At 76.2% G+C, this 15,608-nt stretch carries 10 protein-coding genes; 9 read left to right on the forward strand and 1 reads right to left on the reverse strand.

Annotated elements, in window-relative coordinates; translation table 11 throughout:
- Positions 1–4 precede the first annotated feature (4 nt).
- From C569_RS0101800 to C569_RS0101825, 6 genes are read left to right on the forward strand one after another with little or no spacing between them, the layout of a single operon-like run.
- Positions 5–3,643, forward strand: a complete 3,639-nt coding sequence (locus C569_RS0101800) for a DUF4132 domain-containing protein (protein WP_018784114.1) — start codon at positions 5–7, stop codon at positions 3,641–3,643.
- Positions 3,640–4,770, forward strand: coding sequence for an AAA family ATPase (locus C569_RS0101805; RefSeq protein ID WP_018784115.1), 1,131 nt, complete (start codon positions 3,640–3,642; stop codon positions 4,768–4,770). Before C569_RS0101800 ends, C569_RS0101805 begins: the two co-directional genes overlap by 4 nt.
- Positions 4,767–7,067 (forward strand): DUF5682 family protein, encoded by a 2,301-nt coding sequence (locus C569_RS0101810; RefSeq protein ID WP_018784116.1) that lies wholly within the window; start codon positions 4,767–4,769, stop codon positions 7,065–7,067. Before C569_RS0101805 ends, C569_RS0101810 begins: the two co-directional genes overlap by 4 nt.
- Entirely contained in the window at positions 7,064–8,176 is a 1,113-nt protein-coding gene (locus C569_RS0101815; RefSeq protein ID WP_018784117.1) for a VWA domain-containing protein, read from the forward strand. Before C569_RS0101810 ends, C569_RS0101815 begins: the two co-directional genes overlap by 4 nt.
- Before the next feature lie 8 nt (positions 8,177–8,184).
- Positions 8,185–10,191 (forward strand): hypothetical protein, encoded by a 2,007-nt coding sequence (locus tag C569_RS0101820; RefSeq protein WP_018784118.1) that lies wholly within the window; start codon positions 8,185–8,187, stop codon positions 10,189–10,191.
- A gap of 34 nt (positions 10,192–10,225) precedes the next feature.
- Positions 10,226–11,206, forward strand: coding sequence for a DNA polymerase domain-containing protein (locus C569_RS0101825; protein ID WP_018784119.1), 981 nt, complete (start codon positions 10,226–10,228; stop codon positions 11,204–11,206).
- A gap of 4 nt (positions 11,207–11,210) precedes the next feature.
- Here the strand turns inward: C569_RS0101825 and C569_RS0101830 are convergent, their stop codons facing one another.
- On the reverse strand, positions 11,211–11,717 hold the full coding sequence (locus C569_RS0101830) for an Lrp/AsnC family transcriptional regulator (RefSeq protein WP_018784120.1): 507 nt from the start codon (positions 11,715–11,717) through the stop codon (positions 11,211–11,213).
- A 72-nt stretch (positions 11,718–11,789) separates the two neighbouring features.
- Here C569_RS0101830 and pdhA point away from each other — a divergent pair, with 72 nt between their 5' ends.
- The 3 genes from pdhA to C569_RS0101845 are packed head-to-tail and all read left to right on the forward strand — an operon-like array spanning position 11,790 to position 15,423.
- Positions 11,790–12,989 carry a pyruvate dehydrogenase (acetyl-transferring) E1 component subunit alpha gene (gene pdhA / locus C569_RS0101835; RefSeq protein ID WP_026267584.1) on the forward strand — a complete coding sequence of 400 codons (1,200 nt, stop codon included), beginning with the start codon at positions 11,790–11,792 and terminating at the stop codon, positions 12,987–12,989.
- Positions 12,989–13,993 (forward strand): alpha-ketoacid dehydrogenase subunit beta, encoded by a 1,005-nt coding sequence (locus C569_RS0101840; protein ID WP_018784122.1) that lies wholly within the window; start codon positions 12,989–12,991, stop codon positions 13,991–13,993. The genes pdhA and C569_RS0101840 overlap by 1 nt, the downstream gene beginning before the upstream one ends.
- On the forward strand, positions 13,990–15,423 hold the full coding sequence (locus C569_RS0101845) for a dihydrolipoamide acetyltransferase family protein (RefSeq protein WP_369752898.1): 1,434 nt from the start codon (positions 13,990–13,992) through the stop codon (positions 15,421–15,423). Before C569_RS0101840 ends, C569_RS0101845 begins: the two co-directional genes overlap by 4 nt.
- Positions 15,424–15,608: the final 185 nt, after the last annotated feature.

The following is a 15,608-nucleotide window of genomic DNA, read 5'->3' on the forward strand; positions in this document are numbered from 1 at the left end:
CGGTGTGCGCAGATTCGAGTTCGTGGGCGGCGGTTCGGCCAAGTTCTGGGAGGTCGGGCAGCGCGACGCGACGGTGACGGTCCGCTACGGAGCCATCGGCGCGCAGGGCCGCACCCAGGTCAAGGAACTGGGTTCGCCGGCCGAGGCCGCCGCGCACGCCGACCGGCTGGTCGCGGAGAAACTGCGCAGGGGATACGCCGAGACGACCGGCGCGTCCCCCGCCGGGCCCACCGGAGCGCCCGCCGTCGAGCCGGCTGCGCCGAGCCGCGACCCGGAAACGGCCGGGGCGCCGTCGGCCACGTCGCCTGCCGGCGAGCTGCCGGACGAGGACGCGTTCGAGGTTCCGGCCGGCTGGCGGCGGATGCTGATTCCGCGCCGCGGCGGCACGCCGGGCCCGGCGCTGCCGGGCGCCGCGAAGGGCCGCGCCGCCGGGCGGAAGGTGCTGGACGCGGTGGCCGTCCCGGTGGCCGCCACCGCCCGGGCCACCGGCGATCCGGAGCTGGGCCCGGCACTGCGCGGCTACCTCGACGGCGAGCCCGGTCCGCTGGGCGGGGCCGCGCTGGTGGCCGCAGTGGCGGCGGCACTCGGCTACAACGGACGCGACCAGCAGGGGGTGGCTGTCGCCGACCTGCTGGTCGCCGATCTCGGCCCGGTCGGCGCGGCGGTCGCCGCGACCGAGCAGATCACCGTGGCGGCCGCCGGGCCGGGGTCCCCGCTTCTGCTCAACCGCACCGAGGCGGAGAAGTCACACAACTACGGCCAGTGGCGTCTGCGGCAGTCCGTGCTGCGCCGGGTCCGCGCGCATCTCGCGGCGGCCGGCGACGAGGACTACGCCGCGGCCCGCACCGCGCTGGTCCCGTACCGGTCCCGGCCGCTGGCGACGCGGGCGGTCACCTCGTTCCTGCTGCCGACCGAGCGGGAGTGGGTGGCCCAGGACGTCGCCGACGTGGCACGCGCCGGGGGCCCGCTGCTCGCCGAGCTGCTGCTCGGCGCGGTCGACGAGGTGGACGCGATCCACGCCCTCGCCGGCCACCTGGTGGTCTACCGGCTGATGTACGACCAGGCGCCGATCGTCACCGCCACCGCGGCGGTCGGGCCGCCCGTCGCGCCGGTGCTGGCCGGGTGGTTCGACCACGAGCACACCGGCGCGGACGGGCGGCAGCGGCTGGTGTCGCTGCTGGCGGCCCTGCCCGGCGACGAGCCGATGACGGCGCTGCTCGGCCGGCTGGACCGCAAGTACGTCCCGCCCGCGGTGACGGAGACGCTGCGCCGCTTCCCGGTGCGCGGCGTGCGCCTGCTGTCCGCGGCCGTCGAGGGGCGCAGCCCGGCCGCCCGGGAGGCGGCCACCCTGCTGCGCGCCCATGTGCTGGCCAACCCGGCCGCTGTCGAGGCGGCGCTGCCGGCGCTGGACGCGGCGCAGCGGGAACGGGTCGAGCGGATCCGCGACGACGCGTCCGCGCTGCCGGTCGCCGGGCCGGACCGGCTGCCGCCGGTGCTGGTGTCCCCGCCCTGGTCGGTGCGGCGCCCACGGTCCACCCCGCCGGTGGTGGACGGGCTGACCCGTCCCGCCGGGTCCGCCACGGCCTGGCTGCCGGGCGAGCGGGAACGGTGGGCGGCGGTCGTGCCCCGCTGGTCCGGCTGGTGGCGGGGCGACGACCTGACCGTGCTGGCCGCCGAGGTCGCCGCCGGGCGGGCCGGCTCGTACGAGGCGATCCACTTCTTCGTCCGGGCGACCGAGGAGCTGGCCCGGCCGCTGCTGCCGGCCTGGCGTCCCGACGAGTCCTGGGGCGCCGACGAATGGATGACCCGCCTGGCCGGCCGGTACGAGTTGGACGCCCTGCCCGCCGCCCTGCACCTGGCCCGCACCGCGCCGAAGAGCGTCGGCGAGGTGCTGCTGCCGTACGCCGACGGTGAGGTCGCCGACCTGATGGCCGACTGGCTCGACCGGCTCAGGTCGGCCCGCCCGACCGCCCGCGCCTGGCTGCGGCGGCACCCGGAGTACGCCACGCGGGCGCTGCTCCCCGCCGCCCTGGGCACGCCCGGCCCGCGCCGCCGGGCCGCCGAGCGGGCGTTGCGCCTGGTCGCCGCGGAGCACCGCGAGACGCTCCTGGGCGTGGCCCGGGAGTACGGCGACGAGGCGCTCGCCGCCGCCACGGCGATGCTCGACGCCGACCCGCTGGCCCAGCTCCCGGCCCGGATGCCGAGCCTGCCCGCGTGGCTGGACCCGGCGGTGCTGCCGCAGGTGATGCTGCGGGACCGCTCCGCGGCGCTGCCCGCCGACGCGGTCCGCCACCTCTGCACCATGCTCGCCATCTCCTCGCCCGGCGAGCCGTACCCGGGGGTGGAGATCGTCCGCGCGGCGTGCGACGCCGACTCCCTGGCGGAGTTCGCCTGGGCGCTGTTCGAGAGCTGGCAGAGTGCCGGCGCGCCGTCGAAGGACGGCTGGGCGTTCACCGCGCTGGGGCTGCTCGGCGACAACTCGACCGCCCGGCGGCTCGCGCCGCTGGTGCGGGCCTGGCCCGGCGAGAGCCAGCACGCGCGGGCGGTGACCGGCCTGGAGGTGCTGGCGCAGATCGGCACCGACGTGGCGCTGATGCACCTCTACGGCATCTCGCAGAAGGTGAAGTTCCGGGGCCTGCGGGAGCAGGCGGCGCGCAAGGTCACCGAGGTCGCCGACGGGCTGGGCCTGACGCCCGAGCAGCTCGGCGACCGGCTGGTGCCCGACCTCGGCCTGGACGCCGACGGCAGCCTGGTCCTCGACTACGGGCCGCGCCGGTTCACCGTCGGCTTCGACGAACAGCTCAAGCCGTACGTGGTGGACGGCACCGGCGCCCGCCGCAAGGACCTGCCGAAGCCCGGCGCCCGGGACGACGCGACGCTGGCGCCCGCCGCGCACAAGCGCTTCGCCGGCCTGAAGAAGGACGTGCGCACGCTCGCCGCCGACCAGATCCGTCGCTTCGAGGCGGCGATGGTGACCGGGCGGCGCTGGCCGGCCGCGGACTTCCGCCGCTACTTCCTGTCCCACCCGCTGCTCTGGCACGTCGTGCGCCGGCTGGTCTGGGGCACAGTGGACGACGCGGGGACGGTGGGCACCGCGTTCCGGGTGGCCGAGGACCGCACGCTCGCCGACGCCGACGACGAGACGTACGCGCTGCCCGACGACGCCACCGTCACCATCGCGCACCCGTTGCACCTCGGCGCGGCGGTGCCGGCCTGGGCGGAGGTCTTCGCCGACTACGAGATCCTCCAGCCCTTTCCGCAGCTCGGCCGCGAGGTGCACCGGCTGGAGGCGGCCGAGCGCGGCGAGGCGCTGCTGCACCGGCACATCGGCGTCACGGTCCCGGCCGGGCGGCTGCTCAGCCTGGAACGGCGGGGCTGGCGACGCGGCACCCCGCAGGACGCCGGCATCCAGAGCTGGCTGGAGCGCGAGGTCCCCGGCGGCCGGGCCGTGGTGATCGACCTCGATCCCGGCATCGCTGTCGGCGTGGTGGACATGTTCCCCGACCAGAAGATCGAGGCGATCTGGGTCAACGACGTGCCCTACGGCGACTGGTACCAGCGCGGCGGCAAGGTCCGCCTCGGCGACCTGGACGACGTCACCGTCTCCGAGGTGCTGCGCGACCTGGCGGAGGTGACCCGGTGACCGCCCTCGACCCGGCCGCCGACCGAGCCCAGCGGCCCCCGGCCGCCGAGCGGGCGCAGCGCCCGCCGGCCGAGGTGCGGTACGCCGACGAGCTGGCCGCGCTGGCCGCCGACGACGGTGACCCGCGCCCGCCGGGCTGGCGGCTGAGCCTGCGTGCCGCGCGGCGGTTCATCCTCGGCGACCCGGCGGCCGGGATCCGGCGCAAGTTCGTCGGCGACCCGTCGCTGATCGACCGGTCCCTGGTGGCACTGGCGACCAGCCGTGGGCTGATGCTCGTCGGCGAGCCCGGCACCGCCAAGTCGCTGCTGTCGGAGCTGCTCGCCGCCGCGGTCAGCGGCGACTCCACGCTCACCATCCAGGGCGGCGCGGCCACCACCGAGGACCAGATCCGCTACTCGTGGAACTACGCGCTGCTGGTCGCGGACGGCCCGACGCCGCGCGCGCTGGTGCCGGCGCCGCTGCTGCGCGGCATGGCGGAGGGGCGGGTGGTCCGGTTCGAGGAGATCACCCGCTGCCCGCTGGAGGTGCAGGACTGCCTGCTCTCCCCGCTGTCGGACCGCGTGCTCGCCATTCCCGAGCTGCCCGGCGCCGACGCCATGGTGTTCGCCCGCGAGGGGTTCAACGTGATCGCCACCGCGAACACCCGGGACCGGGGCGTCAACGAGATGAGCGCCGCGCTCAAGCGGCGGTTCAACTTCGAGACCGTGTTTCCGATCCCCGACCTGGGCACCGAGCTGGAACTGGTCGAGGCGGAGGCGGGCGAGTTGCTGCGCCGTTCCGGCGTGGCCGCGCCGCCCCGGCGCGACCTGCTGGAGGTGCTGGTCACCACGTTCCGGGAGCTGCGGACCGGGATCACCGAACGCGGCGACGCGATGGAGCGGCTGTCGGCGGTGATGAGCACCGCGGAAGCGGTGTCGGTGGCGCACGCGGTCGGGCTGCGCGGCTGGTTCCTGCGCGGCGAACCCGGCGACGCCGCCGACCTGGTCGCCTGCCTGGCCGGCACCGCCGCGAAGGACGACGCCGAGGACCTGGCCCGGCTGCGGCGCTACCTGGAGCAGCAGGTGCCCCGCCGGTCCGGCGCGCAGTGGCGGGCGGTGCACGACGCCCGGCACCTGCTGCCCGGGTGAGCGCCGTCGAGGCGCCCGGCGGCGTCACGTTCCTCGGCGTCCGGCACCACAGTCCGGCCTGCGCCCGGCTGGTCGCGGCCACCGTGGCGCGGCTGCGGCCGGCGTACGTGCTGGTGGAGGGGCCGGCGGACCTGAACGGGCGGATGGACGAGCTGCTGGCAGACCACGAGCTGCCGATCGCCGTGTTCACCGCGCACCGCGACGGCACGCGGCGGCACGCCTCCTGGAGCCCGTTCTGCGCGTACTCGCCGGAGTGGGTGGCGCTGACCGCCGGCCGGGAGGTGGGCGCGCAGCTGCGCTTCATCGACCTGCCCGCGTGGCATCCCGCGCTGTCCGACCGCGCCAACCGGTACGCCGACGCCGACCAGCGGTACGCCGAGGCGGTCCGCCGGCTCTGCGCCACGCTCGCCGTGGACAACGTGGACGCGCTCTGGGACCACCTGTTCGAGATCGGCCCGGACGACGGGCTGGCCGAGCGGCTGGACACGTACTTCGACGTGCTGCGCGGCGAGTCGGCGGCCGGGGCCGACGACACCGCCCGGGAGGCGTACATGGCCCGCTGGGTCCGCGCCGCCCGGCATCGCGCCGCCGGCCGCCCGGTGCTGGTGGTGACGGGCGGCTTCCACCGTCCCGCACTGGTCCGGCTGACCGCCGGCGACGACGGGGCGGACGACGACTGGCCGGAGATCCCCGCTCCCGCACCGGACGCGGTGGCGGGCAGCTACCTCGTGCCGTACTCGTTCCGGCGCCTCGACGCGTTCGTCGGCTACCAGTCCGGCATGCCGTCCCCGGCGTACTACCAGCGGGTCTGGGAGGACGGCCCGCGCCGGGCCGCGGAGGCGCTGACCGAGGCGGTGGCGGCCCGGCTGCGTACCCGGCGGCAGCCGGTCTCCACCGCCGACCTGATCGCCGCCCGGAGCATGGCCGGCGGCCTGGCCCGGCTGCGCGGCCACGCCCACCCGGGCCGGGTCGACGTGCTCGACGGGCTGGTGTCCGCGCTGGTCACCGACGCGCTCGACCAGCCGCTGCCGTGGGCGACCCGGGGCACGCTGGCGCCGGGCGCGCACCCGGTGGTGGTGGAGATGGTCGCCGCGCTCAGCGGCGACCGGGTGGGCCGGCTGCACCCGGACACGCCGCTGCCGCCGCTCGTGCACGACGTCGACGCCGAGCTGGCACGGCACCGGATCGATCCGCGCGAGGCGGTCGAGCTGGACCTGACCGACGCCGACGACCTGGGCCGGAGCCGCCTGCTGCACCGGCTGCGGCTGCTCGACGTGCCCGGTCACACCCGGGAGAGCGGCCCGCGGGTGGGCGCGGACGCGCTGCTCACCGAACGCTGGTCGCCCGCGCCGTCGGCGGACCGGCTCGCCCGGGTGATCGAGGCCGGCGGGTACGGCCCGACGGTCCTGGACGCGGTCACCGCCCGGATCGAGGAGCGGGTGACGCTGCTCGGCGCGGACGTGGACGGGCTCGCCACGACGTTGTTCGACACCGCACTGGCCGGGCTGCCCGAGCACTCCACGCGCACGCTCACCGCGATCGGCCGCGCCGCAGGCGGGGTCACCGACCTGCGGGCGCTGGGCCGGGCGCTCGCCGTGGCACTGGCCCTGTGGCGGCACGACCGGCTGCTCGGCAGCGCCGGGACCGCACCGCTGGGCGTGCTGATCACCGCCGCCGTACGCCGGGCGCTCTGGCTCGTCGAGGGCGTGCGGGCCACGGCCGCGCCGGCCGACCCGGGCCGGCTGACCGCGCTCGTCGCGGTCCGGGACGCGGTCCGCCACGCCGGGCCGACGCTGGGGCTCGACCGGGACGGCGCGCTTGCCGTGTCCGGCCGGGTGGCGGCCGACCCGGCGGCTCCGCCGGACCTGCGCGGCGCCGCGCTGGGCCTGGCCTGGTCGCTGGGGGACGTGCCGGACGCCGCCCGCGCGGTCCGGGCCGTGGCCGCTCCGGACACGCTCGGCGACTGGCTTGGCGGGCTGTTCGCGCTGGCCCGGGAGGAGGTGGTGTCCGGCGACGCGGCGCTGCTCACAGTCGTGGACGAGCTGCTCGCCTCGATGGGCGCGCACGAGTTCCTGGTGGCCTTGCCGGCGCTGCGGCAGGCGTTCGGCTGGTTCCCGCCCCGGGAGCGGGCCGAGGTGGCCCGGCACGTGCAGGCGCTGCACGGCGGTGACACGCCGCCCGGTGACCTGCTGCGGCTGGACGCCGACCCGCTGCTGGTGGCCGCCGCCCGTGCGGTGGAGGAGCGGGTCGACGAGCTGCTGGCCCGGGAAGGGCTGTGGGAGGGGGACGGGGCGTGAGCGACCCGATGCGGGAACGCTGGCGGCTGGTGCTCGGCGACGCCGCGCAGGACAGCCTGGGCGGCCTGTCGGCCGAGGCGGCCGGCCGGGACGCGGCGCTGGACTGGCTCTACGGCCGCGACGCCGACCTCGGCCGCCGCGATGTGCGGCGCGGCGGGTCCGCGCCGTCCGCGCTGACCACCGTGGACTGGCTGGACGGGATCACCAGGCTGTTCCCGAAGGAGACGGTGCAGCGGCTGGAACGCGACGCGGTCGAGCGGTACGGCATCCACGAGGTCGTCACCGACCCGGCGGTGCTGGCCCGGGTAGAGCCGAACCCGGCGCTGCTGCGCGCGGTGCTGCGCACCAAGCACCTGATGGACCCGCAGGTGCTGGGGCTGGCCCGCAAGCTCGTCGAGACTGTGGTGCGGCAACTGGTCGAGCGGCTCGCCGCCGACGTCCGGCAGTCGTTCTCCGGGCCCCGGGCGCGCCGCCCCAGCCGGTTCCGGCAGGCCCGCAACTTCGACGTCCGGCGCACCATCCGGGCCAACCTGGCGCACTGGCGGCCGGACGAGCGCCGGCTGCACGTACGGCAGCCGCACTTCTTCTCCCGCACCCGCCGCCACCTCGACCGCTGGCAGGTGATCCTGCTGGTGGATCAGTCCGGTTCGATGCTCGGCTCGGTCATCCACGCCGCGGTGACCGCCGCCTGCCTGTGGGGGCTGCCGGGCGTACGGACCCACCTGGTCGCCTTCGACACCGAGGTGGTCGACCTGACCTCCGACGTGGACGACCCGGTGGAGTTGCTGATGAAGGTTCAGCTCGGCGGCGGCACCGACATCGCCCGCGCGGTCGCGTACGGCGCGCAGCTCGTGGAGAACCCGCGCCGGACGATCGTCGCGCTGGTGTCCGACTTCTACGAGGGCGGGGACGCCGGTCGTCTGGTCCGGTCGGTGAAGCACCTCGTGGAGCAGGGCACGCACGTGCTGGCCCTCGCGGCGCTGGACGAGGAGGCCGACCCGGCGTGCGACCGGGCCACCGCCCAGCGGCTGGCCGACGTGGGCGCGGCGGTAGGGGCGATGACCCCGGGCGAGCTGGCCGCGTTCGTGGCCGAGCACGTGGGCCGGTAGGAGGACGGGTGGCACGTGACGACCTGATCGCGCTGACCCCGGACGTGCTCGCCGCGCTGAGCAACAGGGGCCTGGTGAAGCGCGCCACGAAGGAGGTCGAGGCCGGTGGGCGGCAGACGCTCACCGAGGACGCCGACGGCACGGTGCGTGCCGCGTACCCGGACGGGGTGGCCGTGACGCTGCCCGTGGGTGGCGGCCTCGCGGCTGGGATCTGCTCCTGCCCGGCGCCCGGGGTGTGCCGGCACCTGCTCGCCGTGGTGCTGACGTACCAGCGCGCGCACGCCCAAGCCGCGGGCCGTGTGACCACGCCCGACCTGGACGCCACGCCGGACCGGGACGACGCCGGAGCCGGTGGGGAACCGTGGCGGTGGTCGCCGGGCGACGTCAGCGACGACGAGCTGGCCGCCGCTATCAGCGCGCCCGCGCTCGCCGCCGCGCAGCGGCGCCGGCGGCGCGGCTACACCGCCGTCGTCCACCGGCCGACCGCCGCCGACCCGGTGCCGCGCGTGGAGCTGCCCACCGGCACGGTCCGCTTCCTGGTGCCCCGCCAGATCGGGTACGCGCGCGGCGACGCGGCCGACGACGGCGGTGAGGCGGTCGCGCTCGCGGTGTGGGCGTGCCGGGCGGCCGACCGGGAGCACCCGGACCGCCCCGAGGCCCAGGTGCGCGTCGGCGGACCGGCCACCGTCACGGAGCATCCGGCGCTGGACGCGGCGGTGACGCTGGCCGCCGACGTGCTGCTGACCGGGGCCGCGCACCTGGGTTCCGGGGTGGACGCCCGGCTCGCGGCGGCCCGGCGTGACCTCGACGCGGCCGGTCTGCGCTGGCCGCTGCTGGCGGTGGACGACCTGGCCGGGCAACTGGAGGCGTACGCCGCGCGTGGCGCCGGGTACCGGCCGGAGACGTTCGCCGACCTGCTCGCCGAGCTGCCCGCGCGGCGGCGCGCGGTGGTCAACGCCGGCGCCACGCCACCGGAGCGGGTGCTCGGCACCCACGAGCCGGCGGAGACGCCGCTGCGGCGGGTACGCCTGACCGGTCTCGGCGCCCGGGTCCGCGACAGTGGCGGCGAGGTGGGCGTGGATGTGGTGCTCGCCCACCCGGCGGCCGTCTCGGTGCTCGTGCTGCGCCGCGCCTACCCGGTCACCGACGACGGCCCGCCCACCGGGCACGAGCTGGCCGGGCGGCGAGTCGCCGGCACCACCCTGGGCGCACTGGCCACCGGCAACGTCGTCTCCGAGTCGGCGGTGCGCAGCGCCGCGCACCAGCTCCGGTTCGCCGCCGGGCGGCTCGCCCGCACCACAGTGACCCCCGGCGCGGGGGAGTGGTCCGGGCTGCCGCCCGGCCTGCTCGTCCGTGACCCGGACGCGCTCGCCGCCGAGCTGGCGGGACGGCCACCGCGGCTGCTGCGTCCCCGCACCGCCGCCGAGTCGGTTCGGGTGCTCGCGCTCGGCGCGGTGCGCACCATCGGGTACGCGGCCGGCGACCAGCGCCTCGACGCCACGGTGACCGGGGCCGACGGCGGCACGGCGACGATCAGCGCCACCCACCACGGCGCCGCCCCTGGTGCACTCGACGCGCTCGCGGCGGCGTTGGACGGTACACACGGGCCGCCGCGCTACGTCAGCGGGACGGTACGCCGCGGCGCGGACGGGCTCGTCGTCGAGCCGCTGGCGGTGGTCGCCGACGCGGTGGTCGTACCCGATCTCTCGCCCGGGGTGGGCGACGGCCGGTTGGCCGGTGCGGTCGGCGCCCGGCCCGACCCGGTCGCCGCCGCGCTGGGTACGGCCTCGGCGCTGCTCGCCCAGGCCGCGCACACCGGTCTGCGGCACCTGCCGGCGGGCTTCCCCGACCGGCTGCGCGCGACGGCCGCCGCGCTCGCCGGAGTCGGCCTGGACCGTTGCGGCGCGGCGCTGTCCGGGCTGGCCGGTGCGCTCGGCGCCGACCCCGGCGAACCGGCGGTACGGGCCTGGGTGGACACCTGGATCCGGCTGTCGGTGACGGCGGAGTCCCGGTGAGCCGGTCCCCGCGGCCGGGAAGGGTCGCTACCCTGTGGCGGTGGCGACCACGGCGGCGCAGGAGATCCAGGTGGGGGAGCGGCTGGTCCGCGTCTCCAGCCCCGACAAGCCCTACTTTCCGGAGCGCGGGCTGACCAAGCTGGACGTGGTCCGTTACTTCCTGTCCGTCGGCGACGGCATCCTGCGCGCGCTGCGGGACCGGCCGACCATGCTGGAACGCTGGCCGCGCGGCGTGTTCGAGGGTGCCACGGTCGCCACCCGGCAGACGAACAAGGGCGACGCCTTCTACCAGAAGCGGCTCCCGGCCGGCGCACCCGACTGGGTCCGCACCGCGCACATCACGTTCCCCAGTGGCCGAACCGCCGACGAGGTCGCCCCGAACGAGCTGGCGGTGGTGATCTGGGCGGCCAACCTGGGCACGCTGCGGTTCCACCCGTGGCCGGTGTCGAAGGACGACGTGGAGCACCCCGACCAGCTGCGCATCGACCTCGACCCGATGCCGGGGGTGGACTTCGCGCAGGTGGTGCCGGTGGCGCACGAGGTACGCGCGTTTCTCGCCGAGCTGGGCCTGGAGGGCTTCCCGAAGACCACCGGCGGGCGCGGCATCCACGTCTACGTCTCGATCGAGCCGCGCTGGAGCTTCGGCGAGTGCCGGCGGGCGGTGCTCGCACTGGGCCGGGAGATGCAGCGCCGCCTGCCCGACCTGGTCACCACCACCTGGTGGCGCGACCAGCGGGACCGGCCGGTCTTCGTCGACTACAACCAGATGGCCCGCGACCACACGATGACCTCGGCGTACTCGATCCGGCCGACGCCCGCGGCGCTGGTCTCGGCGCCGCTGGACTGGGCCGAGCTGGACGACGCCCGCCCGGCGGACTTCGACGTGCTGAGCATGCCCGCGCGGTTCGCCGGGCGCGGCGACCCGCACGCCGGGCTGGACGGGCGGCGGTACTCGCTGCGACCGCTGCTGGAGCGGGCCGACGCCGAGGGGCTGGAATCGCCGCCGGAACGCTGACCGGTCAGTCCCAGGGGCTCTGCGTGCCGTCGAACTCCTCGAACACCAGCCAGGTGCGGGTGGACAGCACCCCGGCGATGCTCTGCACCCGGTCCAGCACCACGTCCCGCAGCGTCGCGTTGTCCGGCGCCCGGACCAGCGCGAGGACGTCGTGCTCGCCGCTGAGCAGTGCCGCGTGCTCGATGTAGCGCACCCGGGCCAGCTCGGCGGAGACCTCCCGCCAGGTGTTCTGCTCAATGGTCAGCGCGATGTACGCCGACGTGCCCAGCCCGGCCGGCTCCGGCGCGACCCGCGCGGTGAACCCGGTCAGCACACCGTCGCGTAGCAGCCGCTCCACCCGGGCGTACGCGTTGGTGCGGGAGACGTGCACCCGTTCGGCGAGCGTACGGATGGACGTCCGGGCGTCGCGGACCAGCTCGCGCAGGATCCGCCGGTCGACCTCGTCCAGCGGCCCGGCCGAACGTCCCGTTCCGCCCGCCGGGCCCGGTGTGGCGCCGGTCTCCTGGCTCACCTCAGCCGCCCTCCCGTGCCATTCGTCCCGCGTTCATCCCGGATGTTGAGTCAATCATCCACGACCGGGAGCATAGGGCCACCACACGTCCAGGAGGTCCCCGCCGTGACGACCACACCCCAGGCGGTCCGCAGGGCATCCCCGCGCACCCGCCGGAAGACCACCCCGGCCGCACCCGACCCGTCGGCCGGCTTCATGCCGCAGCGGGACCCGGTCCGGCTGCTCGAACCCGACGGGACCCCGCTGCCGGCCCGCGACGACTACCCGGAGCCGCCGGTCGAGGCGCTGCGCGAGATGTACCGGCGGATGGTCGTCGGCCGCCGCTTCGACGTGCAGGCCACCGCGCTCACCAAGCAGGGCCGCCTCGCCGTCTACCCGTCCGCGCGCGGCCAGGAGGCGTGCCAGATCGGCGGTGTCCTCGCGCTGCGCGAGGACGACTGGGTGTTCCCCACCTACCGCGAGTCGATGGCGCTGACCGCGCGTGGCCTCGACCCGGTCGAGGTGCTCACGCTGCTGCGCGGCGACTGGCACTGCGGGTACGACCCGGCCGCCACCCGCACCGCGCCGCAGTGCACCCCGCTCGCGACCCAGTGCGTGCACGCCGCCGGGCTGGCCTACGGCGAGTCGTACCAGGGGCGCGACACGGTGGCGCTGGCGTTCATCGGCGACGGCGCCACCAGCGAGGGCGACTTCCACGAGGGCATCAACTTCGCCGCCGTGTTCAAGGCGCCGGTCGTCTACCTGGTGCAGAACAACAAGTACGCGATCAGCGTGCCGCTGTCCCGGCAGACCGCCGCGCCGAGCCTGGCCTACAAGGGCGTCGGCTACGGCGTACCCAGCGAGCAGGTCGACGGCAACGACCCGGTGGCCGTCCTGGCGGTGCTGGATCGCGCCGTGGCGCACGCCCGTGCCGGCAAGGGCCCCTACCTGGTCGAGGCGCACACGTACCGGATGGAGCCGCACACCAACGCCGACGACCAGACCCGCTACCGCGACGCCGACGAGGTCGAGGCGTGGCGCGACCGCGACCCGATCGCCCGGCTCGAGGCGTACCTGCGGGCCAGGGGCGTGCTGGACGACGCGGCCGTCGCGGCCGTCGCGGAGGAGGCCGAGGAGTACGCCGCGACGCTGCGCCGCCGGATGGACTCCCAGCCGACCGTGGACCCGCTGAGCCTGTTCGACCACGTGTACGCCGAGCCGACGCCGCAACTCGTCGAGCAGCGCGAGATGGTCCGGGCCGAGTTGGCCGCCGATGGGGAGGGGGACGCCTGATGGCCACCATGACCATGGCGAAGGCGCTCAACGCCGCACTCGCCGACGCGATGCTCGACGACGAGCGGGTGGTCGTTTTCGGCGAGGACGTCGGCCAGCTCGGCGGCGTCTTCCGGATCACCGACGGGCTGCAGGCCCGGTTCGGTGACAAGCGCTGCTTCGACACCCCGCTCGCGGAGGCCGGCATCGTCGGGTTCGCGGTCGGCCTGGCCATGTCCGGCCTGCGGCCGGTGGTCGAGATGCAGTTCGACGCGTTCGCGTACCCGGCGTTCGAGCAGATCGCCTCGCACGTGGCGAAGCTGCGCAACCGCACCCGCGGCGCACTCAGCGTGCCGATCGTCATCCGGGTGCCGTACGCCGGTGGCATCGGCGGCGTGGAGCACCACTGCGACTCGTCCGAGGCGTACTACGCGCACACCCCCGGCCTGAAGGTGGTCACGCCGGCGACCGTGGACGACGCGTACTCGCTGCTGCGCGCCGCCGTCGACGACCCCGACCCGGTGGTGTTCCTGGAGCCCAAGAAGCTCTACTTCACCAGCGCCGAGGCCGAGCTGCCCGCCCGCACCGCGCCGATCGGCACCGCCGTGGTGCGTCGCCCCGGCAGCGACGCGACGCTGATCGCGTACGGGCCGGCGGTGCCGGTCGCGCTCGCCGCCGCCGAGGCCGCCCGCGAGGAGGGCTGGGACCTGGAGGTGGTCGACGTGCGCAGCATCGTGCCGTTCGACGACGCCACCGTCACCGCCTCGGTACGCCGTACCGGCCGGTGCGTGGTGATCCAGGAGGCGCAGGGCTTCGCCGGTGTCGGCGCGGAGATCGCCGCCCGGGTCCAGGAGCGCTGCTTCCATGCCCTGCACGCGCCGGTGTTGCGGGTGTCCGGGCTGGACATCCCGTACCCGGCGCCGATGCTGGAGCACACCCACCTGCCCTCGGTCGACCGGGTGCTGGACGCCGTGGCCCGCCTGCAGTGGGACGACCAGCCCGACACGCGGTGGGTGGCGGCATGACCGCGGCGGTCGGAACCCGCGACTTTCTCCTGCCCGACCTCGGGGAAGGGCTGAGCGAGGCGGAGATCGTCGAGTGGCGGGTCGCCGTCGGCGACGTGGTCACCGTGGACCAGAGCGTGGTCGAGGTGGAGACCGCCAAGGCCGTCGTCGACGTGCCGTGCCCGTACGCCGGCCGGGTCGTGGCCCTGCACGGCGCGGCCGGTGAGGTCCGCCCGGTGGGCCAGCCCCTCATCACCATCGCGCCGCTCGACGACGCCCCCGACCCGCACGCCACCTACCGTGAGGAGGAGCGGGCCGGGTCCGGCAACGTCCTGATCGGCTACGGCACCGGCCACGGCGGCACGGGCCGGCGGCGGCGCCGCCCGCGACTGGCCCTGACTCCCGGGACCGGCGCACCCGCCTCGGCGGGCCCGGCGGCCGGGACCGGCTCTCCGGCCCCGGCGGGTCCGGCTCCGGCCGTTTCGCCGGTTCCGAGCGGCACGGCCGCGCCGGCGGACCGCACCGCCGAGCGGGCGCAGCCCCACGGACCGTCGGCGCCGCTGGTCATCTCGCCGATCGTGCGGCGGCTGGCGAAGGAGCACGGCATCGACCTGGCGTCGCTGCGCGGCACCGGGCCGGGCGGCGTGATCCGCCGGGCCGACCTGGACGCCGCGGTGGCCGCCCCCGCTCCGGCGACCCGGCTGGCGGCGGTGCCGGACGTTCCGGCCGCGCACGTCGGGCTCGCCCCGGCCGGCGACGGCGACGCGGTCATCCCGCTCACCGGCATCCGCAAGGTGATCGCCGACAAGCTGTCCCGCAGCCGCCGGGAGATCCCCGAGGTGACCATCTGGGTCGACGTGGACGCCACCGGGCTGCTGGAGACGCGTGCGGCGATCAACGCCGCCACCCCGGACACGCCGGTGAGCATCCTGGCGCTGCTGGCCCGGATCTGCCTGAGTGGCCTGCGGAGGTATCCGCAGCTCAACGCGCACGTCGACACCGAGGGCCAGCGGATCGTCCAGTCCGCGGGCGTGCACCTGGGCATCGCCGCCCAGACCGACCGTGGCCTGGTCGTGCCGGTGCTGCGCGACGCGCAGCGGCTCACCACCCGGGACCTGGCCGCCGCGCTCGCCGAGACCACGGCGGCGGCCCGGGCCGGCACGCTCCCGCCGGCGCGGCTTACCGGTGGGACGTTCACGCTCAACAACTACGGCGTGTTCGGCGTGGACGGCTCCACGCCGATCATCAACCACCCCGAGGCGGCGCTGCTCGGCGTCGGCCGGATCGTGGACAAGCCGTGGGTGGTGGACGGGCAGCTCGCCGTCCGCAAGGTGACCCAGATCAGCCTCACGTTCGACCACCGGGTCTGCGACGGTGGTGTGGCCGGCGGCTTCCTGCGCCACGTCGCCGACTGCGTCGAGCAGCCCGCGCTGCTGGTCGCCAACGTCTGACCCGTCACGTCCGGCCCCGGCCCGCACCACGAGGGCCGGGGCCGCTCGCGTCCCCGCTGCTACCCGTTCGCGATCTTGCACTTGCCGCCCTCGATGCGCCCGATCCTGCGTGTTTGTCCGTCCGGTGCGGCCCCTGTGCCCTCACGCCCCTCTCCCAGTCGATCATGAGGTTGGCGGGGACGAAT

The sequence above is a fragment of the Micromonospora sp. CNB394 genome (genome assembly GCF_000374985.1).
Classification (GTDB): domain Bacteria; phylum Actinomycetota; class Actinomycetes; order Mycobacteriales; family Micromonosporaceae; genus Micromonospora; species Micromonospora marina.

Coding starts and splice junctions, on each gene's coding strand:
- C569_RS0101845 (WP_369752898.1), top strand. CDS start 13,990: ATGACCGCGGCGGTCGGAACCCGCGACTTTCTCCTGCCCGACCTCGGG.
- C569_RS0101840 (WP_018784122.1), top strand. CDS start 12,989: ATGGCCACCATGACCATGGCGAAGGCGCTCAACGCCGCACTCGCCGAC.